The following is a 24,908-nucleotide window of genomic DNA, read 5'->3' as shown; positions in this document are numbered from 1 at the left end:
GCCAATGCTCAGCTGGTCAATGCTTTGACGATGGCGTCGCGGCACATCGCCATCAGGCCGCTGGGCAGTATGCCCAGCACCAGCACCGCAGCACCGTTGACCGCGAGCAGCGCATTGACGCCCGAACCTTGCAGCACCGCGGGAGCCCCCTGCGGCGGCTCATCGAAGTACATCACCTTCACGATCCGCAGGTAGTAGAAGGCACCGATGAGCGACAGCAGCACGGCGATGATCGCCAGCCACACGTAACCGGACACGCCCGTGGTCACCAGCGCCTGCAGCACGGCAAGCTTGGCGTAGAAGCCCACCGTGGGCGGAATGCCGGCGAGCGAGAACATGAAGACGGCCATGACGCCCGCCATCCACGGCGCGCGGCGGGACAGCCCGGCCAGGTCGGTGATCTCCTCGCTCTCGAAGCCTTCACGGGACAACAGCATGACCAGGCCCATCGTGCCCAACGTGGTCAGCGTGTAGGTGACCATGTAGAACATGGCGGAGCTGTAGGCGTTGTGCACCCGATCGGCGTCTTCCTGCCCCACCACGCCGGAGGCCAGCGCCAGCAGCATGAAACCCATCTGCGCGATCGCCGAATACGCCAGCATGCGCTTGAGATTGCTTTGCGCGATCGCGGCCAGGTTGCCCAGCACCAACGAAGCGAGCGCCAGCACGATCAGCATCTGCTGCCACTCGACCGCCAGCCCGAACAGGCCGTCGACCAGGACGCGGATCGTCATGCCAAACGCCGCCAGCTTGGGAGCCCCGGCGATCAGCAGCGTCACGGCCGTGGGAGCACCGTGGTAGACATCGGGCACCCACATGTGGAACGGCGCTGCCCCGAGTTTGAACGCGAGGCCGGCCACGACGAACACCAGCCCGAAAACCAGCACCGTGTCGTTGACCTGCCCGGTGCTGATGGCGGCGAGCACGCCGGGAATCTCCAGCGTGCCGGTGGCCCCGTACATCATCGACAGGCCGTACAACAGGAAGCCGCTGGCCAGCGCACCCAGCACGAAGTACTTCATCGCGGCTTCTGTCGCGGTGGCGTTGTCACGGCGCAGTGCCACCAATGCGTAAAGCGACAGGCTCATCAACTCCAGGCCAAGGTACACGACCAGGAAATTGTTGGCGGAGACCATCACGCAGATGCCCAGCAACACGAACATCGCCAACGTGAAGAATTCGCCCTTGAGCATGTCGCGCGGGCCGATGTACGGCTGCGCATAGGCCAGCGTGACCATCACGGCCACCGCAGAGAAAAACGCCAGCAGATGGCCCATCGGGTCGGCGACGACCATGTCCTGCATGCCGTAGAGCGTCACGCCCTCATGTGCCTGCAGCAAGTGCAAGGCAGCAACCACGGCCAGCGAGACCTGCGCCAGCCAGAAGGTTGGACGCCGCTTCGGGTCTTGAACGAACAGATCGACGAGCGCGACGGCACAAGCCAGCACGAGCAGCAGGAGTTCGGGGTAGATGACCGGCCAGTTCATATGCATCATGGTTGTGGCCGTCCGTCAGGGAAGTTTGGAAATTGCCACATGCTTCAGAAGTTCGTTGACCGAGACGTGCATGACATCAGTCACCGGCTTCGGGTACACGCCCATCGCCAGCGTCGCGGTCGCCAGGATCGCCAGCATCAGGAATTCCCGGGTGTTGACGTCCGTGAGCGCCCGCACGTCGTCGTTGGCGACCTCTCCGAAATAGACCCGCTTGACCATCCACAGGTTGTAAGCCGCCCCGAGGATCAGCGCGGTTGCGGCCAGCAGGCCGATCACGAAGCTGAACTTCACTGCCGCCAGGATCACCATCCATTCGCCGATGAAGCCGCTCGTGCCTGGCAGGCCCGCATTGGCCATCGCGAAGAACACCGCGAATGCAGCGAACTTGGGCATGGTGTTGACCACGCCGCCATAGGCCTTGATTTCACGCGAGTGCACACGGTCGTAGAGCACGCCGATGCACAGGAACATTGCACCCGAGACGAAGCCGTGGCTCAGCATCTGCACGATGCCGCCGGCCACGCCGAGTTCGCTGAAGAGGAAGAATCCCAGCGTCACGAAACCCATGTGGGCGATGGACGAATAGGCGACGAGCTTCTTCATGTCCTGCTGCACCAGCGCCACCAGGCCGACGTAGATCACCGCGACGAGCGACAGCGCGACCATCAGCCACGCCCACTCGTGCGACGCATCGGGCGCGATGGGCATGGAGAAGCGGACGAAGCCGTAGGCTCCGAGCTTCAGCATGATGGCCGCCAGCACGACCGAGCCACCCGTCGGCGCCTCCACGTGCGCGTCGGGCAGCCAGGTGTGCACCGGCCACATCGGCACCTTGACGGCGAACGCCGCGAAGAAGGCGAAGAACAGCAGGGTCTGGGGTGTATCACCCAGCGGCAACCGGTGCCAGTCGAGGATCGAGAAGCTGCCGCCCGACTTGTAGTACAGGTACAGCAGCGCGATGAGCATCAGCAGTGAACCGAGCAGCGTGTAGAGGAAGAACTTGAACGCCGCATAGACACGCCGCGGGCCACCCCACACGCCGATGATGATGTACATCGGGATCAGCGTCGCCTCGAAGAAAACATAGAACAGCAGGCCGTCCAGCGCCGAGAAGACGCCGATCATGATCCCTGACAGGATCAGGAACGCACCCATGTACTGGTTCACGCGGTCCGTGATCACCTCCCACGCGGAAATGACCACGATCACGGTGATGAAGGCCGTGAGGAGGACGAACCACACGGACAGTCCGTCGACGCCCAGGTGGTAACGCACATTGAACCGGTCGATCCAGGCCAGGTTTTCCTGGTACTGCATGGCTGCAGTGCCTGCATCGAATCCGGTGATCAGCGGCAACGTGACGACGAAGCCGAGGACGGCACCGATCAGGGCGAGCCACCGCACGGCCTGTACATGCCTGTCACTGCCCAACGCGAGCAGAACGGTGCCGAAGACGATCGGCAGCCAGATGGCAACACTCAACAATCCCATGTTCTTGTTCTCCGCCCTGCCTCAGCGCCCGAAGAGGCCGCCCAGCGTGGGCCACAGTTGCCAGGTCATCAAGCCGAAGACACCCAGCAGCATCACCAACGCATACCAGTAGAGATGGCCTGTCTGCAGGAAGCGTGTCAGCGAAGCGATGCCGCCCACCAGGCGTGCCGAACCGTTGACGACCGCGCCGTCGATCAGGCCGACGTCGCCGCCCTTCCACAAGCCGATGCCCAGCATGCGGGCGCCCGCAGCGATGACCTTCTCGTTGAAGGCATCCATGTAGTACTTGTTCTCGAGCAGCTTGTAGAGGAAGCCTGAACGCGCCTTGATCGCCGCCGGAATCGCGGGCTGAATCAGATAGAACCACCAAGCCACCACGACGCCGCCCAGCGCGAGCCAGAACGGGGCCGTCGACAGGCCGTGCAAGGCCATCGCCGAAGCGCCATGGAATGCCTCCTTGAGCTCGGCCATGGCCGGGTGCCGGGCGCTGTCCACGAAGATCGCATCCTTGAAGAACTCGCCGTACAACAGCGGCTCGATCGTGAGGTAGCCGATGACCACGGACGGGATGGCAAGCAGCACCAGCGGCGCCGTCACCACCCACGGCGACTCGTGCGGCACATGGGGCTCGTGATGCCCCTCATGGTCGTCATGGTGGTCGTGCTCCCCGGGGAACGGCTTGTGGCGGAAATTCTCCTTGCCATGGAAGACCAAGAAATACATCCGGAACGAGTAGAAAGCCGTCACGAACACGCCCGCCAAGACCGCGAAGTTGGCGAAACCCGCCCCCCACAGATGGCTTTCGTGCACCGCCTCGATGATGCTGTCCTTCGAGTAGAAGCCAGAGAACAGCGGCGTGCCGATCAACGCCAACGATCCCAGCAGAGACGTGATCCACGTGATGGGCATGTACTTGCGCAGGCCGCCCATGTTGCGGATGTCCTGATCGTGGTGCATCCCGATGATGACCGAGCCGGCACCCAGGAAGAGCAGGGCCTTGAAGAAGGCATGCGTCATCAGGTGGAACACCGCCACCGAGTACGCGGACACGCCCAGCGCGACGGTCATGTAGCCCAATTGGCTCAGTGTGGAATACGCCACCACGCGCTTGATGTCGTTCTGGATGATGCCCAGGAACCCCATGAACAGCGCAGTGATCGAACCGATCACCAGCACGAAGGACAGCGCCGTGTCCGACAGTTCAAACAGCGGCGACATGCGAGCCACCATGAAGATGCCGGCCGTGACCATCGTCGCCGCGTGGATCAGCGCGGAGATGGGCGTCGGGCCTTCCATCGAGTCCGGGAGCCAGACATGCAGCGGGACCTGGGCGCTCTTGCCCATCGCACCGATGAACAGGCAGATGCAGGCGACGGACAGCAGCATCCAGTTCGTACCCGGCAGCGTCAGCTGCGCCAGTTCACCGCTCTTCGCGAAGGTCTCGCCGTAGTTGAGCGTGCCGGTGAACGCCAGCAGCAGGCCGATGCCCAGGATGAAACCGAAGTCGCCGACCCGGTTCACCAGGAAAGCCTTCATGTTGGCGAAGATCGCGGTCGGCTTCTTGAACCAGAAGCCGATCAGCAGGTAGGAGACCAAGCCCACGGCCTCCCAGCCGAAGAACAGCTGGAGGAAGTTGTTGCTCATCACGAGCATCAGCATCGAGAACGTGAACAGCGAGATGTACGAGAAGAACCGCTGGTAGCCCGGGTCTTCCTCCATGTAGCCGATCGTGTAGATGTGGACCATCAGCGACACGAAGGTCACGACGCACATCATCATCGCAGTGAGGCCATCGACGAGGAAGCCGATCTCCATCTTCAGATCGCCGAGCCGCATCCACTCGTAGATGGTGGCGTTGAACCGCGCGCCGTCGACGACGACGCTCTTCAACACCAGCGCCGACAGCACGAACGCGATCGCGACTCCGAGGATGGTGACGATGTGCGAGCCACGGCGCCCCACGGCCTTGCCGAAGAAGCCGGCGATGATGGAGCCCACGAGCGGTGCCAACGGCACCGCAACGAGCATGTTCTGGGACAGGGTTGCCGACATGCTCATCAGCCCTTCAAGGTGTCGAGTTCCTCGACATTGATCGATGCACGGTTGCGGAAGAGCACGACCAGGATCGCAAGCCCGATCGCCGACTCGGCGGCCGCCACCGTCAGAATGAAAAAGACGAACACCTGGCCCGCCATCTGGTCGGCAGCAACAGGCAGGTAGTGCGAAAACGCCACGAAGTTGAGGTTGACGGCCAGCAGCATCAGTTCGATCGCCATCAGCAGCACGATCAGGTTGCGACGGTTCAAGAAGATGCCGATCACCGACAACGCGAACAGCACGGCGCCCAGCGACAGGTAGTGGCCGAGAGAGACAGAACCCAGCATCACTGCTTCCCCTCAGGCTGGACGGCCGCGGCGGCCGGCGTTTCGATCGTGGGCTTCATCTTGACGAGGCGCACACGATCCGCCTTCTTGACACGGACCTGCTCGGACGGATTCATGGCACGCGAATCCTTGCGCCGGCGCAGTGTCAACGCGATCGCCGCGATGATGGCCACCAGCAAGAGCACGGCCGCGATCTGGAGCGGGTAGAGGTACTTGGTGTACATCTCGATGCCAAGCATCTTCGTGTTGCCCGCCTGGATGGCCGCTTCACTCAACGCCGGTGCCTCCGGCACGTAGAAGCCCTGGTACAGCACGGCGGCCATCTCCAGAGCGATCACCGCGCCGATGAGGCCGGCGACGGGGAAGTGGCGCCAGAAGTTCTGCCGGAATGCGTCGGTGTTGATGTCCAGCATCATCACCACGAACAGGAACAGCACCATCACGGCGCCGACGTAGACCAGCACCAGGGTGATGGCGAGGAACTCGGCCTTCAGCAGCATCCAGACGCAGGATGCGCTGAAGAAGGCCAGGACCAGGAACAGCGCAGCATGCACCGTGCTGCGCGCCGTGATGACACGGAACGCGGCAAACAGCAGTACCGCTGAAAAGACGTAGAAGAGAGCGGTCGTCGTATTCATGTTTCTCGCGCGGACACTCGCGAGCCTCGGGCCGCCGGTGCGGCCGAAGCTTCAGCGGTACTTCGCGTCGGCCTCCTTGTTGGCGGCGATTTCACGCTCGTAGCGGTCGCCGACAGCCAGCAGCATGTCCTTCGTGAAATAAAGGTCGCCGCGCTTTTCGCCGTGGTATTCGAAGATGTGGGTTTCGACGATCGAGTCGACCGGGCAGCTTTCTTCGCAGAAGCCGCAGAAGATGCACTTGGTCAGGTCGATGTCGTAGCGCGTGGTCCGGCGCGAGCCGTCGTCGCGGACATCAGATTCGATGGTGATCGCCATCGCTGGGCACACGGCCTCGCACAGCTTGCATGCAATGCAGCGCTCTTCGCCGTTGTCGTAGCGGCGCAATGCATGCAGGCCGCGAAAGCGCGGCGACAGCGGCGTTTTCTCTTCAGGGAACTGGATGGTGATCTTCTTCTGGAAGAAGTGCCGACCGGTGAGCTTCAGGCCCTTCAGCAGTTCCAGCAGCATGAAGCTGGAAACGAAGTCTTTGACAGCAGACATGGGGTTGACCTCTGTATGCAGGATGGGCGCCGTCAGGCCCAGACGTTCCAGGGCGACTGGATCCACAGGCCGATCACGACCAGCCAGACCAGCGTGACGGGAATGAAGATCTTCCAGCCCAGGCGCATGATCTGGTCATAGCGGAAGCGCGGGAAGGTAGCGCGCACCCACAGGAACATCGTGACCACGACGAAGACCTTGATCGCCAGCCAGATCCAGCCGGGGATGAAGTCGAGGAACGCGAAGGGGCTGAGCCAACCGCCGAGGAACAGGATCACCGCCAGCGTGGAGACGAGGATCATGTTGGCGTACTCGGCCAGGAAGAACATCGCGAAGGACATGCCCGAGTACTCGATCATGTGGCCGGCGACGATCTCCGACTCACCTTCCACGACGTCGAACGGATGGCGGTTGGTCTCGGCCAAGCCCGAGATGAAGTAGACGACGAAGATCGGCAGCAGCGGCAGCCAGTTCCACGACAGGATGCCCAGGCCCTTGTCGGCAAAGATGCCCTTGCCCTGCCCCAGCACGATGTCGCTCATGTTGAGGGTGCCGGACACCATCAGCACCACGACGAAGCAGAACCCCATCGCGATCTCGTAGCTGACCATCTGCGCGGAAGCCCGCAGCGCGCCGAGGAAGGCGTACTTCGAGTTGGACGCCCAGCCGGCGATGATGACGCCGTAGACCTCGAGCGAGGTGATCGCCATCAGGAACAGCAGGCCTGCGTTGACGTTCGCGAGCACCACCTCCGGACCGAACGGCACCACGGCCCACGCGGCCAGCGCCGGCATGATGGTCATGATCGGGCCCAGGAAGAACAGGCCCTTGTTGGCCGCCGTCGGACGGATGATCTCCTTGAAGATCAGCTTGACCGCATCGGCGATCGGCGTCAGCAGGCCGAAGGGGCCGACCCGGTTCGGGCCCGGGCGGATCTGTGTCCAGCCGATGGCCTTGCGCTCCCAGAGCGTGAGGTAGGCGACGCAGCCCATCAACGGCGCCACGACGACGACGATCTTGATGAGGCTCCAGACCACCAGCCAGAGCGTCGGACCGAGCAGCGAGGTGCCGGCTTGTTGGAGGGAATCCAGCATGGTCAGGCTTTTTCGATGGTCAGCGCGCCAAACATGGCGCCGAGGGTCGCGGTGTGGTCGTGGCCTGCGGGCACGCGGACCGTCGACGACGACAGCGTGGCGTCTTCGACCGCCGGGAGCACCGCAGTGGCGGCACCTTGCGAAACGCGCACGCGGTCGCCCGGCTTCAATGCCAGTGCGGACCACAGGGCCGAAGGCAGGCTCGCCACCGGCGGGCGAGCATCGGCCGTCAACTGCAGCGACGTGGCCCTACGGACCAGCGAGTCGGTGCTGTAGATAGGCACGTCGGCCAGTCGTTCGAGGCCATCGGCCGAGCCGCTCGCCAAGCCGGCGCTGGGCGTCGCTTCGTTGCTGAGCTTCGACACCACGGCCTCCGCATCACCGAGTGCTTCGCCACGCACCGCTTCGCTGGTCTCGTGGTCGAAGCCGTCCAGCCCCAGCAGGTTGCCGAGCACACGCAGCACTTTCCAGGCGGGCCGTGCATCCCCCAGCGGCTTGACCACGCCGTGAAAGCTCTGCGCACGGCCTTCGGCATTGACGAACGTGCCGGACGTCTCGGTGAAAGGCGCGATGGGGAGCAGCACATCCGCGTTCTCGACCCGCGCATCCTTGAACGGCGTCAGGGCCACCACGAGGCCGGAGGCCTGCAGCGCAGCAGTCGCTGCCGCGGCATCGGCTGCGTCGAGCGCCGGCTCCACGTTCAGCAGCAGCAACGCCTTCATCGGTTGCGAAAGCATCTGCCCTGCGTTCAGGCCGCCTTCGCGCGGCATCGCATGCACCAGCTGGGCCCCTACGGAGTTGGCGGCCTCGGTCAGGTAGCCGACCGTGGCACCCGTGTGGCGTGCAATGAAGCCCGCCAGCGCCAGCAGTTGCGACGCCTGCGGATGTTGTGCGGCGGCGTTGCCGAGCAGAACGGCCTTCTGCTGGCCGGACAGCAGCGACGTCGCGATCGCACGCGCCGCCTCGCCCGGATCCACCTTGTTCTGCTCGGGCAGCGGCCAGGCAGCGCCGGTGGCGTCGGCGACGGCTGCAGCCACTTCGGCCAGCGCCGACACCCACGCGCTCGGCGCGGCGACGAGGCGCGTACCCATCGGCATCAACCAGTCGTCATTGACGGCGCCCAGGCTGTGGACGTGAGCGCCGTGCCGCGCGGCCTGCCGCAGCCGCTGCGCGAACAGCGGCTGATCCTTGCGAAGGAACGATCCGATCACGAGGGCCCGCTGCAGCTTCGACAGCGAAGCGATCGACGTGCCCAGCCATCGGACACCGCCCTGCTCCAGGCCGAAATCCGCATGCCGGGTGCGATAGTCGATGTTCTCGCTGCCCAGGCCACGCACGAGCTTGGCCAGCAGGTGCAGTTCCTCGACGGTCGAATGCGCGGAGCCCAGCGCACCGATGCCGGACGTGCCGAACTCGGCCTTCACGCGCTTCAAGCCGTCGGCCACGTAGCCGAGTGCGGTGTTCCAGTCGACGGCCTGCCATTGGCCGCCCTGCTTGATCATCGGCGTGGTGAGGCGCGACTCGCTGTTGACGGCTTCATACGAGAAGCGGTCGCGGTCGGCAAGCCAGCACTCGTTGACCGCCTCGTTGTCCAGCGGCACCACGCGAACGACCTTGCTCGACTTGACCTGCACGATCAGGTTGGCGCCGACGCCATCGTGCGGGCTCACGCTCTTGCGCCGCGACAGTTCCCAGGTACGCGCGCTGTAGCGGAAAGGCTTGCTCGTCAGCGCGCCGACCGGGCACAGGTCGATCATGTTGCCGGAGAGCTCGGAATCGACGGTGTTGCCCGTCACCGTGGTGATCTCGGAGTGCTCGCCGCGATGGATCATGCCCAGTTCCATGACGCCGGCCACTTCCTGGCCGAAGCGCACGCAGCGGGTGCAATGGATGCAGCGCGACATCTCCTCCATCGAGATCAGCGGGCCGACGTCCTTGTGGAAGACGACGCGCTTCTCTTCCTGGTAGCGAGACGAGGAGCCGCCATAGCCGACCGCCAGATCCTGCAACTGGCACTCGCCGCCCTGGTCGCAGATCGGGCAATCCAGCGGATGGTTGATCAGCAGGAACTCCATGACGCCCTGCTGCGCCTTGATCGCCTTGTCGCTCTTGGTGCGGACGATCATGCCGTTGGTGACAGGTGTGGCGCAGGCCGGCATCGGCTTGGGCGCTTTCTCCACTTCCACGAGGCACATGCGGCAGTTGGCCGCGATGCTCAGCTTCTTGTGGTAGCAGAAGTGCGGAATGTAGGTGCCGGCAGCGTCGGCGGCATGCATCACCATGCTGCCTTCGACAACGTTGACCTTCTTGCCGTCGAGTTCGATTTCAACCATGTTGGGATGCCCCGCGGCCGTCAGGCATGAACGGCCGAAGCCGGCTGCGGAACCTTGGAAGTCTTGTGTTCGATGAGGTGGACGAACTCGTCGCGGAAGTGCTTGAGCATGGCGCGCACCGGCATGGCCGCGGCATCTCCCAGCGCGCAGATCGTGCGGCCCTGGATGTTGTCCGCCACGGAGTTCAGCAGATCGACGTCTTCCGGACGGCCTTGGCCGTTCGCGATGCGGTCGACCATGCGCCACAGCCAGCCCGTGCCCTCGCGGCACGGCGTGCACTGGCCGCAGCTTTCATGCATGTAGAAGTACGACAGGCGCAGCAGGCTGCGCACCATGCAGCGGGAGTCGTCCATCACGATGACCGCCCCCGAACCCAGCATTGACCCCGCCTTGGCGATCGAGTCGTAGTCCATGGTGCACTCGTTCATGATGGCTGCCGGCAACACGGGCGCCGACGATCCACCCGGGATCACCGCCTTCAGCCTGCGGCCCGTACGCACCCCACCGGCCAGCTCGAGCAGCTTGGTGAAAGGCGTGCCCAGCGGAACCTCGTAGTTGCCCGGCCGGTTCACATCACCGACCACCGAGAAGATCTTGGTGCCGCCGTTGTTGGGCTTGCCGATGTCGAGATACGGCTGGCCGCCGTTGCGGATGATCCACGGCACCGCGGCGAAGGTCTCGGTGTTGTTGATCGTCGTCGGCTTGCCGTAGAGGCCGAAGCTCGCCGGGAATGGCGGCTTGAAGCGCGGCTGGCCCTTCTTGCCTTCGAGCGACTCCAGCAGTGCCGTTTCCTCGCCGCAAATGTAGGCGCCGAAGCCGTGGTGCGCGTGCAGCTGGAAGCTGTAGCTGCTGCCAAGGATGTTGGCTCCCAGGTAGCCGGCCGCCCGCGCCTCCTCCAGCGCGGCCTCGAAGCGCTCGTACACCTCGAAGATCTCGCCGTGGATGTAGTTGTAGCCCACGCTGATGCCCATCGCATAGGCGGCGATGGCCATGCCCTCGATGACGATGTGCGGGTTGTAGGCGAGGATGTCTCGGTCCTTGCACGTCCCGGGCTCGCCCTCGTCGGAATTGCAGACGAGGTACTTCTGGCCCGGGAACTGCCGGGGCATGAAGCTCCACTTCAATCCCGTCGGGAAGCCGGCGCCTCCGCGGCCACGCAGGCCCGACAGCTTGACCTCGGCGATCACCTGGTCCGGCGTCATCCCCGCACCGCCATCGGCACCGAGGATCTTCCTCAGCGCCTGGTAGCCGCCACGTGCCTCATAGTCCTTCAGCGACCAGTTCGCGCCGTTCAGTCCGGCATAGATCTGCGGTTCGATGTGGCGGTCGTGGAAGCAGGTTTCGCCGCCCGTCGCCTGGAACTTCGAAAGATCGAGCATGTTCACTTCGCCTGCGACTTGAGGGTATCGACGAGGTCATCGAGACGCTCGTCCGACATGAAGCTGACCATCTGCCGGTCGTTGACCAGCATCACGGGTGCATCCGCGCAGGCGCCCAAGCATTCCGTCTTCTGCACGGTGAACAGACCGTCCGACGTGGTCCCACCCTCTTCCACGCCTAGCCGAGAGCACAGATGCTCCAGCGCGTGCTGACCGTTTCGCAGCTGGCAAGGAAGGTTGGTGCAGACGTTGAGCTTGAAACGCCCCGCCGGCTGCTGGTTGTACATGTTGTAGAAGGTCGTCACCTCGTGCACGGCGATCGCCGGCATGCCCAGGTAGTGGGCGATGGTCGACTCGCTCTGGGGAGATACCCAGCCTTGTTCCTGCTGCACGATCGACAGGCAGGCCATCACGGCGGACTGCTTCTGATCGGCCGGGTACTTGGCGACTTCCTTCGCAAAACGGGCCAAGGTGGCCTCGGTGATCTCAGTGCTCAGACTCATCGATCGATCTCGCCAAACACGATGTCCATGGTGCCGATGATCGCGACGGCGTCGGCGATCATGTGGCCGCGCGCCATTTCGTCCAGCGCCGCCAGATGTGCGAATCCCGGCGCGCGGATCTTCAGCCGGTAAGGCTTGTTCGCGCCGTCGCTGACCAGGTAGATGCCGAACTCGCCCTTCGGATGCTCCACGGCCGCATAGGCCTCCCCTTCGGGCACATGGAAGCCCTCGGTGAACAACTTGAAGTGGTGGATCAGCTCTTCCATGCTGGACTTCATGTCCACGCGCGAGGGCGGCGCCACCTTATGGTTGTCGGTGATCACCGGGCCGGGGTTCTTGCGCAGCCAGTCGACACACTGCTGGATGATGCGGTTCGACTGGCGCATCTCCTCGATGCGCACCAGATAGCGGTCGTAGGTATCGCCGTTGACGCCGACAGGTATGTCGAAGTCCATCCGGTCGTACACCTCGTAAGGCTGCGTCTTGCGCAGGTCCCAGGCGAAGCCCGAGCCGCGCAGCATCGCGCCGGTGAAACCGAGGTTCAGGGCGCGCTCCGGCGATACCACACCGATGCCGACGGTGCGCTGCTTCCAGATGCGGTTGTCGGTGAGCAGCGTTTCGTACTCGTCGACCATCATCGGGAAACGCTTGACGAAGTCCTCGATGAAATCGAGCAGCGAGCCCTGACGGTTGTCGTTCAGCGCCGCGATCGCCTTGGCGTTGCGGATCTTCGAAACCTTGTACTGCGGCATCACATCGGGCAGATCGCGGTACACGCCGCCCGGACGGAAGTACGCCGCATGCATGCGCGCGCCGGACACGGCCTCGTACATGTCGAACAGGTCTTCCCGCTCGCGGAAGCAGTAGATCAGCATGTTCATCGCGCCGCAGTCCATGCCATGGCAACCCAGCCACAGCAGGTGGTTCAGCAGGCGCGTGATCTCGCTGAACATCACGCGGATGTACTTCGCCCGCTCCGGCACCTCGATGCCCAGCAGCTTCTCGATGGCCAGGCAATACGCGTGTTCGTTGGACATCATCGACACGTAGTCGAGGCGGTCCATGTACGGCAGGGACTGGATGAAGGTCTTGCTCTCCGCGAGCTTTTCCGTCGCACGATGCAGCAGGCCGATGTGCGGGTCGGCCCGCTGGATCACCTCGCCGTCGAGCTCCAGCACCAGCCGCAGCACGCCGTGCGCGGCAGGGTGCTGGGGGCCGAAATTCAGCGTGTAGTTCTTGATCTCTGCCATGAGAAAACCTGTCCGCGCCTTCCGGCGCTCAGTGCAGCCCGCCGTAGTTGTCTTCCCGCACGATCCGAGGCGTGATCTCGCGCGGCTCGATCGTCACGGGCTGGTAGATCACGCGCTTCTGCTCGGGGTCGTAGCGCATCTCCACATGGCCGGAGGTCGGGAAATCCTTGCGGAACGGATGGCCGATGAAACCGTAGTCGGTGAGGATGCGGCGCAGGTCGAGGTGGCCCTCGAACAGGATGCCGTAGAGGTCGAACGCCTCACGCTCGAACCAGTTCGCCGAGTTCCAGACGTCGTTGACGGAGGCGACCAGCGGCAGTTCGTCGTCCGGGCAGTACACGCGCAACCGCAGGCGCCAGTTGTGCTTGATCGACAGCAGGTGCGAGACCACCGCAAACCGCGGGCCCTCGTAGCTGCCATCGTCCTTCCAACTGCTGTAGTCGAGCCCGCACAGATCGATCAATTGCTCGAAATGCAGCGAGGGCTCGTCACGCAGGCGCTTCGCCACGTCCGCATAGGCGGCTGCCGAAACGGTGACGGTGATTTCGCCGCGCTCTCGCTTGAATGCCTTGATCTGGTCGCCCAACACGGCTTCCAGCGTGGACTGCAGGAGGTCTAATTTCTGGGTCATGCGATGGCGTGCGCGTAAGAGGCCGCGCGCATCAGCGCGCGATGGTGTTTTCTCGCCGGATCTTGGCCTGCAGTTGCAGGATGCCGTAAAGCAGCGCTTCGGCCGTCGGCGGACAGCCAGGCACATAGACATCGACCGGCACGATGCGGTCGCACCCACGAACCACGGAGTAGCTGTAGTGGTAGTAGCCGCCGCCATTGGCGCACGAACCCATGCTCAGCACCCAGCGAGGTTCGGCCATCTGGTCGTAGACCTTGCGCAGCGCAGGCGCCATCTTGTTGCACAGCGTGCCCGCGACGATCATCAGGTCGGATTGCCGCGGACTGGGGCGGAACAGCATGCCGAAGCGGTCGATGTCGTAACGCGCAGCGCCCGCATGCATCATCTCGACCGCACAACAGGCCAGACCGAAGGTCATCGGCCACAGGGAGCCCGTCTTGGACCAGTTGATCAGCTTGTCGACCGACGTGGTGACGAAGCCTTCCTTGAGAACGCCGTCGATACCCATTTGCAGTTACTCCCAGTCGAGGGCGCCCTTTTTCCACTCGTAGACGAAGCCCACCACGAGGATGGTGAGGAACAGCATCATCGCCCAGAAGCCGGCAGGACCGATCTCCTTGAGCGCAACGGCCCAGGGAAACAGGAAGGCGATCTCGAGATCGAAAAGGATGAAGAGGATGGCCACGAGGTAGTAGCGCACGTCGAACTTCATGCGTGCGTCCTCGAACGCCTCGAAGCCGCACTCGTAGGGCGAGTTCTTCGCCATGTCGGGCCGTTGCGGCCCCAGCAGGAATCCCAGAACCTGGGGCACGATGCCGACGCCGACGCCGACCAGGATGAACAGGATGACAGGCAGGTACTGTTGCAGGTCCATGGCTCTTGGCTTAGGTTGTCGGCGACTCCCATCCGGGCAGCAAAAAGCGCGCCGGAACCGCCAAGGCTCCCTAGCGCGCCCGATGTCCCCTGTTCGCTCTCGCTGTCAGGGCGCTGTCTTGCAAAGTGCCGGATGAGGACCTTGCCTGCAACCTATCTAGTTGTGTCTGGTGCCGACGGCGAGACTCGAACTCGCACAGCTTTCGCCACTACCCCCTCAAGATAGCGTGTCTACCAATTTCACCACGTCGGCGGTGTTTGTTGCTTTGCTGCTCAGTTTGCGTGAGGTGTTGCTCGCTGAACAGCCTCGTATTCTAGCCCGAAATTCGATGCACTACGAGGGTTCTCACCAACATGATGCATCGAAACTTCGTCAGGGCTTGGGAATGACGGCCCCGGAGGCCGCCGGGGCCGCAGAAGATGCGGCCTCCGAAGCGCTCGGGGCGGCAGGCACGGAACCTTCGACCGCGGGCGCGGTGGGAATGGCACGTTCGAAGATGGAGCCACCGGCGTCCGGAGCACGGCTGGCCGTGTTGCTGCTGAGGTAGGCCAGCGCCAGCGTGCACACGAAGAACACCGTGGCGCAGGCGGCGGTCGAACGCGACAGGAAGTTGGCGCTGCCCGTGGCGCCAAACAGGCTGCCCGACGCACCGCTGCCAAACGACGCGCCCATGTCGGCGCCCTTGCCGTGCTGGATCAGCACCAGGCCGATCATGGCGATCGCCGTGATGAGCTGGATTGCCAGAACGATATTCATCCAGATTTGCATGCTTCTTGACTCCAGGTTTTCAGGGCGCAGCGCGGCAGATCGCCACGAAGTCGGCGGCCTTCAAGGAGGCGCCTCCGATCAGCCCGCCATCGATGTCGGGCTGCGCGAACAGGGTTGCGGCGTTGTCCGGCTTGACGCTGCCGCCGTAGAGGATCTTCATGGCGGCGGCATGCGGCGTCGCCGCCTGCAGTTGCGCACGCAGCAGCGCATGCACCGCCTGGGCCTGCTCCGGCGATGCGGTCTTGCCCGTGCCGATGGCCCAGACCGGCTCGTAGGCCACGACCATTTCGCCCACGCAATGCCCCAGCGTGTGGATCACCGCCGAGAGCTGGCGCTTGACCACGGCCTCGGTCTCGCCCGATTCGCGTTGGGCGAGGGTTTCGCCGACGCAGACGATGGGCGTGACGCCCTTGGCCAGGGCCGCCTTGGCCTTGTCGGCCACGAGTTGATCGCTTTCGGCGTGGTAGGCGCGCCGTTCGGAATGTCCAACGATCACGTAGCGGCAACCGAACTCGTGCAGCATGCCGCATGACACCTCGCCGGTGTAGGCACCCTGCTCGTGGGCCGAGCAGTCCTGGGCACCCCAGCGGACATCGCTCGCAGCCAGGGCCACGGCCGCTTCCGCCAGGAACGGGAACGGCACGCACACCGCCACGTCGGCATTGCTCGGACCTGCCGCCAGGAGCCCCTCGAAGAGTTCGGCGTTGGCCTTGTGGGTGCCGTGCATCTTCCAGTTGCCCACCACCAATTTGCGTCGTGTAGTCATCGCGCTCACCAAGTCATGACGATCTTGCCCACATGGGCACCGGACTCCATCAAGGCATGCGCCTGCGCCGCCTGCGCGGCCGGGAACACGCTGTGGATCACCGGCTTGATGCGGCCCGCCTCGATGAGCGGCCAAACGGTGCCGCGCAACGCGCGTGCGAGCTGGGTCTTGTAGTCGATCGACCGGGGACGCAGCGTCGAGCCGACGATCGACAGGCGCTTGCGCAACACCAGGCCGGCGTCGATCGCACTCTTCGTGCCGCCTTGCACCGCGATCAGCGCCAGCCGGCCGTCCACGGCCAGGCATTCCACTTCACGGCCCACGTAGTCGCCGCCCACCATGTCGAGCACGACGTCCACGCCGCGCCCGCCCGTGATGCGCTGCACCTCGGCGACGAAATCCTGCGTGCGGTAGTTGATGCCGTGGTCGGCACCAAGCCGCAGGCAGGCGCCGACCTTGTCGTCGGTGCCGGCGGTGACGATCACACTGGCGCCCAGCGCCTTGGCCAGCTGGATCGCCGTGGTGCCGATGCCACTCGATCCGCCCTGGACCAGCAGCGTCTCGCCCGCTTTCAGGCCGGCGATGTGGAACACGTTCTGCCAGACGGTGAAGAACGTCTCAGGCAGGCAGGCCGCCTCCACGTCCGTCAGCCCCTTGGGCACCGGCAGACACTGGCCGGCAGGCGCCACGCACAGCTCGGCGTAGCCTCCGCCCGCCACCAGCGCGCAGACACGGTCGCCCAGCGCGAGACCTGCCGCCGCCAGGTCCGCCTGCGCACCCGCGACCACCGTCCCAGCGACTTCCAGCCCCGGCAGATCGGACACCCCCGCCGGCGGCGGATAGTGGCCCTTGCGTTGCACCACGTCGGGACGGTTGACGCCCGAAGCCGTCACCGCGATCAGCAGTTCGCCAGCGCCCGGCACCGGGTCGGGCCGCTGCACGAGGGTCAGGACCTCGGGACCGCCAGGCTGCGCGATCTCGATTGCATTCATCGAAAAACTCCGTGCAACGCCGCGGCACCGGCCGGCGCCGCGGCAGCGAGTGGCATCACTCGGGTTGCGAAGGCTTGGCGAAATCGCCGTTCGACGGCGCAGCATCGGACGCGCCGGACACCTCGTCGCGCTGCTCGCGCGGCTCGCGCTCGCGGCGCGGCGGACGATCGCCACGGTCACGGCGCTCGCCGCGGTCACCACGGTCGCCGTACTCGCGGCGCGGACGCTCTTCCTCGACGTAGCCTTCCGGCTTGTCGAGCAGCGCCTTCAACGACAGCTTGATGCGGCCCTTCTCGTCGGTCTCGAGCACCTTGACTTTGATGATCTGGCCTTCCTGCAGGAAGTCGGTCACCTTCTCGACGCGCTGGTGCGCGATCTGGCTGATGTGCAGCAGGCCGTCCTTGCCGGGCAGGATGTTCACGAGCGCACCGAAATCCAGGATCTTGGTGACGGCGCCTTCGTAGACCTTGCCGATCTCCGCCTCGGCCGTGATCTCCTCGATGCGCTTGCGTGCATAGGCGGCCTTGTCGGCGTCGGCCGACGCGATGGTGATCGTGCCGTCCTCGCCGATGTCGATCGTCGTGCCGGTCTCCTCGGTCAGCGCACGGATCGTCGCGCCGCCCTTACCGATCACGTCGCGGATCTTCTCGGGGTTGATCTTCATCGTGTACAGGCGCGGGGCGTACTGCGACACCTCGACCTTGGCCTCGCCCACCGATTCGCTCATCCGGCCGAGGATGTGCAGGCGCGCTTCCTTGGCCTGCGCCAGGGCGACCTGCATGATCTCCTTGGTGATGCCCTGGATCTTGATGTCCATCTGCAGCGCGGTGATGCCGCCGGTGGTGCCCGCGACCTTGAAGTCCATGTCGCCGAGGTGGTCCTCGTCGCCCAGGATGTCGGTCAGCACGGCGAAGCGGTTGCCTTCCTTGATCAGGCCCATCGCGATGCCGGCGACGTGCGCCTTCAGCGGCACGCCGGCGTCGAGCAGGCTCAGCGCGCCGCCGCAGACCGAGGCCATCGACGACGAACCGTTCGACTCGGTGATCTCGCTGACCACGCGGATCGCGTACGGGAACTCTTCCTTGCTGGGCAGCACCGCGACCAGCGCGCGCTTGGCGAGGCGGCCGTGGCCGATCTCGCGGCGCTTCGGCGAGCCCACGCGCCCGGTTTCGCCGGTGGCGAACGGGGGCATGTTGTAGTGGAGCATGAAGCGGTCTTCGAACTCGCCCGCCAACGCGTCGATGCGCTGTGCGTCGCGGTCGGTGCCGAGGGTGGCGACGACCAGCGCCTGCGTCTCGCCGCGCGTGAACAGCGCCGAGCCATGGGTGCGCGGAAGCACGCCGGTGCGGATCTCGATCGGGCGCACGGTGCGGGTGTCGCGGCCGTCGATGCGGGGCTCGCCCGACAGGATCTGGCCGCGCACGATGCGCGCCTCGATGTCGAACAGCAGGCCTTCGACCTTGGCCGCGTCGAAGTCGGCGCCTTCCGCCTTGAGCGAAGCGATCACGCTGGCGTAGGCATCACGCGTCGCCTGGGTGCGGGCCTGCTTGCTGCGGATCTGGTAGGCCTCGCGCAGCGGGCCTTCGGCCAGCGCGGTGACCTTGCCGATGAAGGCTTCGTCCTTGGCCGGCGCCGACCACTGCCACTCCGGCTTGCCGGCGTCGCGGACCAGTTCGTTGATCGCCTGGATCGCCACGTTGCCCTGCTCGTGGCCGAACACCACCGCGCCGAGCATGACTTCTTCCGACAGCTGCTGCGCCTCGGACTCGACCATCAGCACGGCAGCCTGGGTGCCGGCGACGACCAGGTCCATCTGGCTGTTGGCCAGCTGGGACTTGTTGGGGTTCAGCACGTATTCGCCGTTGATGTAGCCCACGCGCGCAGCGCCGATCGGGCCGCTGAACGGGATGCCGCTGACGGCCAGCGCCGCGCTGGTGCCGATCATCGCGGCGATGTCGGCCGCCACTTCGGGGTTCAGCGACAGCACATGGATGACGACCTGCACCTCGTTCATGAACCCTTCCGGGAAGAGCGGGCGGATCGGGCGGTCGATCAGGCGGCTGGTCAGGGTCTCGAGCTCGCTCGGACGGCCTTCACGCTTGAAGAAGCTGCCGGGGATCTTGCCGGCGGCGTAGGTCTTCTCGATGTAGTCGACCGTCAGCGGGAAGAAGTCCTGGCCCGGCTTGGGCTCCTTCTTGGCCACGACGGTGGCGAGCACCACGGTGTCGTCCATGTTGACCAGCACGGCGCCGGTCGACTGGCGGGCGACCTCGCCGGTCTCCAGCGTCACGGTGTGCTGGCCCCACTGGAAGGTCTTGGTGACTTTGTTGAAAAGGCTCATCTGTTCTTCTCCGGTATGGGCGCCTCACGGGCGGCGCCGGGTGCCCGGGGCAGGCTCATCGGGGTGGCGCAATGCCATTCCAGCGAAACGCAAGGCCGCAGCCTCGTTGGAATGACACAGCAGCGCCGTGGACGAACCGGCTCCAAAACGCAAAGAGCCTGTGCTGGAGGCTCCAGACAGGCTCTTTGCTTGCATTCGGTGCTTACTTGCGCAGGCCCAGCTTCTGGATCAGCGAGGTGTAGCGATCGGCATCCTTGCTCTTCAGGTAGGCCAGCAGGCGCTTGCGCTGGTTGACCATCTTCAGCAGGCCGCGGCGGCCGTGGTGGTCCTTGGCGTGCAGCTTGAAGTGGGGCGTCAGCTCGTTGATGCGGCTGGTGAGCAGTGCCACCTGCACTTCGGGCGAGCCGGTGTCGGCGGCGCCCCGTGCGTGGGCCTGGATGATGTCTGCCTTCTTGATATCGGCGATTGCCATGACGAGTTCCTCGTGGTCGAGACGCCATGCGCGCGCACCCTGTGCAACATCGGCAAGACGGTCTCGAATGTGCTGCACATGGAATGGACGGTGTGCAGCCGTTTCACTTGCGGTCACGGGTGAAACCAACCCATGCCGTGCCTGGTCCCGCACACTGCAGCAAGCCACAGCACTACGGAGCCGGCGATTATACGGCAAGCGCCGCCGCCGGCCGCGACGCGCCACGAGGGCAGGCCAGCGGGCCGCTCCCGGCGGCCACGGCTCAGGGGCGGGCCATCTGGCACGTCGTCGGCTGCTCGACCTCGGACGGCGCCAGGCGCCGCACAACACGGAAGCCGTAGCCCGAGCCCTCGACGTCGAAACGCACCCCGCTGGTGCCCGCCTTCTCCATCATGCTGACCACCAGCGGCTGCTGGAACTGGTGATCGGCCGCACGCATGGTGCCGGTGTGGAAACCGCCGAAGGGCTGCGAATCGAGCTTCGCGCCCTCGAGCGCACGCGCCACCGCGACGGCGTCGACCGTTCCTGCGCGCTCGAGCGCACGCGCCAGCATCTCGATCATCGACTGCATGCGGGCGTGCACATAGTCGTCGCGCGGATCGGGGAAGCGCTGGCGGAACGCCTGGTAGAAGTCGTCGGAGCCGGCGCCGCCGAGGTTGGGCACCCATTCGGCCACGGCCAGCACACTGCCGACGCCCGCGTCGCCGATGGCCGCGGGCGCCCCGAGTGCGTTGGCGTAGAAGGTGTAGAACTTGACCGGCGCCCCCGCGTCGCGCACGGCCTTCACCAGCAGCGTCAGGTCGTTGCCCCAATTGCCGGTGAGCACGGCCTGGGCACCGCTGGCGCGGATCTTCGCCGCATAGGGCAGGAAGTCCTTCACGCGCCCCATCGGATGCAGTTCGTCGCCGACGAACTCGATGTCGGGCCGCTTGGCCTGGATCATCGCCCTCGCCTGCTTCAGCACCTGCTGGCCGAAGCTGTAGTCCTGCCCGATCAGATAGACCTTCTTCACAGACGCGTCGTCGCGCAGTGCGTCGGTGAGTGCGGCCAGCCGCATGTCGGCATGCGCGTCGAAGCGGAAATGCCAGAAGCTGCACTTCTCGTTGGTCAGTGCCGTGTCGACGGCCGAATAGTTGAGGAACAGCGCACGCCGCGTCGGCTCGCGCTCGTTGTGCCTGTCCAGCGCCGCGACGATGGCCGCGGCCGTGGCCGAGCTGTTGCCCTGGGCCACGAAGACGATGCGCCGGTCCAGCGCGGCCCGCAACATCGCGAGCGCTTCCTCGGTGTTGCCCTTGCTGTCCAGCCGCACCAATTCCAGCGGATGCGCCCCGTCCTGCAGCCGGACGCCGCCGCGCGCGTTGACGCGCTCCACCGCCCACAGCAGGTTGCGGAACACGGCCTCCCCGGCATTGGCGAACGGGCCCGAGAGCCCTTCGATCAGCGCGATGCGCACGGGCTCCTTCGCGGGCTGAGCCACGGCGCCATGGCCGACCAGGGTGGCAGCCAGGGCAAGCCCCGCCAGCCGACAGAAACGCAACGCAGACCAACGCATGGAGACGCGCCTTTTCAAGATCACCAGACAACGGAGAGGACAACGGGGCGCCAGGGGCGCCGCCGGCCGCGGGGGCGGGATTTTAGGAGTGGGGAAAGTGCCGTCAGGCCTCGGCCAGCGCCCAGCGCGGCCGCACGTCGAACGCGTAGTCGTGTGCCGGCTGGGCGCGGCCGCTCCGCAGCCGCATCGCCGCCGCCATCGCGATCATCGCGCCGTTGTCGGTGCACAGCGCCAGCTCCGGGTAGTGCACGCGGACGCGTTCCTTGCGGCAGGCGGCGCCGAGCTGCGCGCGCAGTTCGCTGTTGGCACCCACGCCGCCGGCCACGACGAGGCGCCGGGTGCCGGCATCGCGCACCGCCCGCATCGACTTGCGCACCAGCACCTCGACGATGGCGGCCTGCGTCGATGCGGCGAGGTTGGCGCGGTCCTGCTCGCAGACGTTGCTGCCGAGCTTGCGCACCTGCGTCAGCACCGCCGTCTTGAGGCCCGCGAACGAAAAATCGAGGTTGCCGCTGTGAAGCAGCGGCCGCGGCAGCGCAAACGCCGCCGGATCGCCGAAGGCGGCCATGCGCGACAACGCCGGCCCGCCCGGGTAGCCCAGCCCCAGCAGCTTGGCCGACTTGTCGAAGGCCTCGCCGGCCGCATCGTCGATCGTCTCGCCGAGCAGGGCGTAGTCGCCGACGCCGGCCACGTGCATCAGCTGCGTATGGCCGCCCGACACCAGCAGCGCGACAAACGGGAATTCCGGCGGATCGGCCGACAGGAACGGCGACAGCAGGTGGCCTTCGAGGTGGTGCACGCCCAGCGTGGGACGGTCCAGCGCGGCAGCCAGTGCGCAGGCCACGCCCGCCCCCACCAGCAGCGCCCCCGCCAGCCCCGGGCCGCGCGTGAACGCCACGAGATCGATGTCAGCCAGGGCCAGCCCCGCCTCGGCCATGACCTGCCGCGTGAGGGGCAGCACGCGGCGGATGTGGTCGCGCGAGGCCAGTTCGGGCACCACGCCGCCGTAGGCCTGGTGCATGTCGATCTGGCTGTGCAGCGCATGCGCCAGCAGGCGCGGCGCGGCGCCGCCGTCGTCCGCCACCAGCGCCACGCCGGTTTCGTCGCAGGACGATTCGATGCCGAGTACATTCATGCCGCCCAGTGTAGTCAGCGCTCCTTCCGTGGCGCGAACCTTGCTCGCCCACCGTCCCATGCAGCCGCCGCCCTCGCCCTTGCGCATCGTCATCGTTGCGCCGGAGTCGCTGTCCCCCGAACCTTCCGACGTGGACGCCTGGTGGGAAGCGGAGCGTTCGCGCAGCCTGCGCATCGGCCTGCTGGAGGCGGGCTACAACATCGTGGCGGTGCTGCCGGTCGATGTGTTCCTGCCCGACCGGCTGGCGCAGATCCAGCCCGACATGATCGTCGTCGACGCGGAGAGCGAGGCCCGCGACACGCTGGAGCATGTGGTGATGGCCACGCGCGATGCGCGCCGGCCCATCGTGCTGTTCACCGACGACGAGGACACCACGCACGTGCGCGACGCGATCGCCGCGGGGGTCACCGCCTACGTGGTGGCCGGCCTCGCCCCGGAGCGCATCAAGCCGGTGCTCGACATCGCCCTCGCCCGCTTCGAGCACGAGGAGCGCATGCGCCAAGACCTGGCGGAAGCGCGCAGCCAGCTCAGCGAGCGCAAGGTCATCGAGCGCGCCAAGGGCATCCTCATGAAGCGCCAGTCCATCAGCGAGGAAGAAGCCTATGCCCGGCTGCGCAAGACGGCGATGGACAAGGGCCTGAAGCTCGCCGAGGTGGCGCAGCGCATCGTCGACGTCTCCGACCTGCTCGGCTAGGCCGTGCGGCGCAACGCGCCGGCACCATGTCGGCGCGGCACGGCAGGCGGGCACACCGGCTTTGGTGCATCCGGCGACGTTTCACCCCCGCGGCGTGCCGCCCCGCAGTGGCACGGGGCTTGCAAATACCTGGGCAGCAAGAGGTCAACGGCGATCTCCTGATCACATCGTGGTGCACCAACGCTGGCGCGCCGCGAAAAGGACGAAGGCGTCCCCACACCCCGAGGCGAAGCGCCCGGGTCTGTGAGGGCGCCTTTTTTGTTTTTGCCTGCCAATATCGGGGACCACATGCCAGCCAAGGATCAGATCAACATGGGACGCCGCAACCTCGTCGCCGCAGCCGCAGCCACCACGGCCGCCGGCGTCGTGCCGGGCCTTCAATCCGCCGTGTACGCGCAAGGCTCCGACAAGCCCGAGAAGGAGGAGGTCCGCATCGGCTTCATCCCGCTGACCGATTGCGCTTCCGTCGTGATGGCCTCGGTGCTGGGCTTCGACAAGAAGTACGGCGTGAAGATCATCCCCACGAAGGAAGCCTCCTGGGCCGGCGTGCGCGACAAGCTCGTCAATGGCGAGCTCGACATGGCGCACGTGCTGTACGGCCTCGTCTACGGCGTGCACCTCGGCGTCGGCATGCCCGGCAACAAGGGCAAGGACATGGCCGTGCTGATGACCCTCAACAACAACGGCCAGGCCATCACGCTGTCGAAGAAGCTGGCCGAGAAGGGCGCGGTGGACGGCGCATCGCTCGCCAAGGCCATGGCCGCCGAGAAGCGCGACTACACCTTCGCCCAGACCTTCCCCACCGGCACGCACGCCATGTGGCTCTACTACTGGCTCGCCAGCGTCGGCATCAACCCGATGAAGGACGCCAAGGTCATCACCGTGCCGCCGCCGCAGATGGTGGCCAACATGCGCGTGGGCAACATGGACGGCTACTGCGTGGGCGAGCCCTGGGGCCACCGCGCGATCATGGACGGCATCGGCATCACCGCGGTCACCACGCAGGACATCTGGAAGGACCACCCCGAGAAGGTGCTGGGCACCACCGGCGAGTTCGTCAAGAAGTACCCCAACACCACCCGGGCCGTGATGATGGCCGTGCTCGAGGCCAGCCGCTGGATCGACGCCGGCCTGCAGAACAAGATGAAGATGGCCGAGACGGTGGCCGACAAGTCCTACGTCAACACCAGCGTCGACGCCATCAACCAGCGCATCCTCGGGCGCTACCAGAACGGCCTGGGCAAGACCTGGGACGACCCGAACTACATGAAGTTCTTCAACGACGGCGCGGTGAACTTCCCGTACCTGTCGGACGGCATGTGGTTCCTCACGCAGCACAAGCGCTGGGGCTTGCTGCGCGAGCACCCCGACTACCTGGGCGTGGCCAGGCAGATCAACCAGATCGACTTGTACAAGCAGGTGGCCGGCGCGATGAAGATCAGCGTGCCCAAGGAGCCGATGCGCAGCAGCAAGTTCATCGACGGCGTGGTGTGGGACGGCAAGGACCCCGCCAAGTACGCCGACGGTTTCAAGATCAAGGCCTGAACAGCCTCACGCGCAGAAAGGACCTCCACC

General features: G+C 65.5%; 23 protein-coding genes and 1 tRNA gene. 2 read left to right on the top strand and 22 right to left on the bottom strand.

Features of this window, described 5'->3' with window-relative positions; all coding sequences use genetic code 11:
• Positions 1-8: 8 nt before the first annotated feature.
• The 22 genes from nuoN to tsaD form a co-directional block, all read right to left on the bottom strand.
• On the bottom strand, positions 9-1,496 hold the full coding sequence (gene nuoN, locus V4F39_RS16875; RefSeq protein WP_332290878.1) for an NADH-quinone oxidoreductase subunit NuoN: 1,488 nt from the start codon (positions 1,494-1,496) through the stop codon (positions 9-11).
• 15 nt (positions 1,497-1,511) lie between these two features.
• Positions 1,512-2,987, bottom strand: coding sequence for an NADH-quinone oxidoreductase subunit M (locus V4F39_RS16870; protein ID WP_332290876.1), 1,476 nt, complete (start codon positions 2,985-2,987; stop codon positions 1,512-1,514).
• A gap of 21 nt (positions 2,988-3,008) precedes the next feature.
• Positions 3,009-5,039: an NADH-quinone oxidoreductase subunit L gene (nuoL, locus tag V4F39_RS16865; RefSeq protein WP_332290875.1), complete on the bottom strand. Its 2,031-nt coding sequence runs from the start codon at positions 5,037-5,039 to the stop codon at positions 3,009-3,011.
• A 5-nt stretch (positions 5,040-5,044) separates the two neighbouring features.
• On the bottom strand, positions 5,045-5,371 hold the full coding sequence (nuoK, locus tag V4F39_RS16860; RefSeq protein WP_332290874.1) for an NADH-quinone oxidoreductase subunit NuoK: 327 nt from the start codon (positions 5,369-5,371) through the stop codon (positions 5,045-5,047).
• Positions 5,371-6,009 (bottom strand): NADH-quinone oxidoreductase subunit J, encoded by a 639-nt coding sequence (locus V4F39_RS16855; protein ID WP_332290873.1) that lies wholly within the window; start codon positions 6,007-6,009, stop codon positions 5,371-5,373. Before V4F39_RS16855 ends, nuoK begins: the two co-directional genes overlap by 1 nt.
• A 51-nt stretch (positions 6,010-6,060) precedes the next feature.
• The gene (nuoI, locus tag V4F39_RS16850; RefSeq protein ID WP_332291546.1) at positions 6,061-6,549 is read right to left on the bottom strand and encodes an NADH-quinone oxidoreductase subunit NuoI; all 489 of its coding nucleotides are present in this window, start codon (positions 6,547-6,549) and stop codon (positions 6,061-6,063) included.
• Positions 6,550-6,581: 32 nt separating this feature from the next.
• Positions 6,582-7,643, bottom strand: coding sequence for an NADH-quinone oxidoreductase subunit NuoH (gene nuoH / locus V4F39_RS16845; RefSeq protein WP_332290872.1), 1,062 nt, complete (start codon positions 7,641-7,643; stop codon positions 6,582-6,584).
• Between the two features lie 2 nt (positions 7,644-7,645).
• A complete protein-coding gene (gene nuoG / locus V4F39_RS16840) occupies positions 7,646-9,976 on the bottom strand; it encodes an NADH-quinone oxidoreductase subunit NuoG (protein WP_332290871.1) in 2,331 nt (776 codons plus the stop codon).
• A gap of 20 nt (positions 9,977-9,996) precedes the next feature.
• On the bottom strand, positions 9,997-11,355 hold the full coding sequence (gene nuoF / locus V4F39_RS16835) for an NADH-quinone oxidoreductase subunit NuoF (protein WP_332290870.1): 1,359 nt from the start codon (positions 11,353-11,355) through the stop codon (positions 9,997-9,999).
• Positions 11,356-11,357: 2 nt separating this feature from the next.
• On the bottom strand, positions 11,358-11,858 hold the full coding sequence (locus tag V4F39_RS16830; protein ID WP_332290869.1) for an NADH-quinone oxidoreductase subunit NuoE family protein: 501 nt from the start codon (positions 11,856-11,858) through the stop codon (positions 11,358-11,360).
• Positions 11,855-13,108 (bottom strand): NADH-quinone oxidoreductase subunit D, encoded by a 1,254-nt coding sequence (locus V4F39_RS16825; protein WP_332290868.1) that lies wholly within the window; start codon positions 13,106-13,108, stop codon positions 11,855-11,857. Before V4F39_RS16825 ends, V4F39_RS16830 begins: the two co-directional genes overlap by 4 nt.
• A 28-nt stretch (positions 13,109-13,136) precedes the next feature.
• Positions 13,137-13,739: an NADH-quinone oxidoreductase subunit C gene (locus tag V4F39_RS16820; protein ID WP_332290867.1), complete on the bottom strand. Its 603-nt coding sequence runs from the start codon at positions 13,737-13,739 to the stop codon at positions 13,137-13,139.
• Positions 13,740-13,770: 31 nt separating this feature from the next.
• Positions 13,771-14,247 (bottom strand): NuoB/complex I 20 kDa subunit family protein, encoded by a 477-nt coding sequence (locus tag V4F39_RS16815; RefSeq protein WP_332290866.1) that lies wholly within the window; start codon positions 14,245-14,247, stop codon positions 13,771-13,773.
• Positions 14,248-14,253: 6 nt separating this feature from the next.
• Positions 14,254-14,613, bottom strand: a complete 360-nt coding sequence (locus tag V4F39_RS16810) for an NADH-quinone oxidoreductase subunit A (protein ID WP_332290864.1) — start codon at positions 14,611-14,613, stop codon at positions 14,254-14,256.
• Positions 14,614-14,780: 167 nt separating this feature from the next.
• Positions 14,781-14,865, bottom strand: a tRNA-Leu gene (locus tag V4F39_RS16805).
• A gap of 120 nt (positions 14,866-14,985) precedes the next feature.
• Positions 14,986-15,381 (bottom strand): preprotein translocase subunit SecG, encoded by a 396-nt coding sequence (secG, locus tag V4F39_RS16800; protein ID WP_332290862.1) that lies wholly within the window; start codon positions 15,379-15,381, stop codon positions 14,986-14,988.
• A 19-nt stretch (positions 15,382-15,400) separates the two neighbouring features.
• Positions 15,401-16,147, bottom strand: coding sequence for a triose-phosphate isomerase (gene tpiA / locus V4F39_RS16795; RefSeq protein WP_332290860.1), 747 nt, complete (start codon positions 16,145-16,147; stop codon positions 15,401-15,403).
• Positions 16,148-16,152: 5 nt separating this feature from the next.
• On the bottom strand, positions 16,153-17,139 hold the full coding sequence (locus V4F39_RS16790) for an NAD(P)H-quinone oxidoreductase (protein WP_332290858.1): 987 nt from the start codon (positions 17,137-17,139) through the stop codon (positions 16,153-16,155).
• Between the two features lie 55 nt (positions 17,140-17,194).
• Positions 17,195-19,480 (bottom strand): polyribonucleotide nucleotidyltransferase, encoded by a 2,286-nt coding sequence (gene pnp / locus V4F39_RS16785; RefSeq protein WP_332290857.1) that lies wholly within the window; start codon positions 19,478-19,480, stop codon positions 17,195-17,197.
• Positions 19,481-19,682: 202 nt separating this feature from the next.
• Positions 19,683-19,952, bottom strand: a complete 270-nt coding sequence (gene rpsO / locus V4F39_RS16780) for a 30S ribosomal protein S15 (RefSeq protein ID WP_332290856.1) — start codon at positions 19,950-19,952, stop codon at positions 19,683-19,685.
• A 262-nt stretch (positions 19,953-20,214) separates the two neighbouring features.
• Positions 20,215-21,504: a branched-chain amino acid ABC transporter substrate-binding protein gene (locus V4F39_RS16775; RefSeq protein ID WP_332290855.1), complete on the bottom strand. Its 1,290-nt coding sequence runs from the start codon at positions 21,502-21,504 to the stop codon at positions 20,215-20,217.
• Positions 21,505-21,607: 103 nt separating this feature from the next.
• Positions 21,608-22,639 (bottom strand): tRNA (adenosine(37)-N6)-threonylcarbamoyltransferase complex transferase subunit TsaD, encoded by a 1,032-nt coding sequence (gene tsaD, locus V4F39_RS16770; protein WP_332290853.1) that lies wholly within the window; start codon positions 22,637-22,639, stop codon positions 21,608-21,610.
• Between the two features lie 58 nt (positions 22,640-22,697).
• Between tsaD and V4F39_RS16765 the strand changes: the two genes are divergently transcribed.
• Together V4F39_RS16765 and V4F39_RS16760 are read left to right on the top strand one after the other, a co-directional pair.
• On the top strand, positions 22,698-23,333 hold the full coding sequence (locus V4F39_RS16765; RefSeq protein ID WP_332290852.1) for an ANTAR domain-containing response regulator: 636 nt from the start codon (positions 22,698-22,700) through the stop codon (positions 23,331-23,333).
• A gap of 312 nt (positions 23,334-23,645) precedes the next feature.
• The gene (locus V4F39_RS16760) at positions 23,646-24,878 is read left to right on the top strand and encodes a CmpA/NrtA family ABC transporter substrate-binding protein (protein WP_332291545.1); all 1,233 of its coding nucleotides are present in this window, start codon (positions 23,646-23,648) and stop codon (positions 24,876-24,878) included.
• The last annotated feature ends 30 nt before the right edge of the window (positions 24,879-24,908 follow it).

It is taken from the genome of Aquincola agrisoli, from assembly GCF_036621135.1.
GTDB lineage: Bacteria > Pseudomonadota > Gammaproteobacteria > Burkholderiales > Burkholderiaceae_C > Aquincola > Aquincola agrisoli.
Note: the sequence above shows the minus strand (reverse complement) of the source record. Positions and strands in the feature narration are given on the sequence as shown.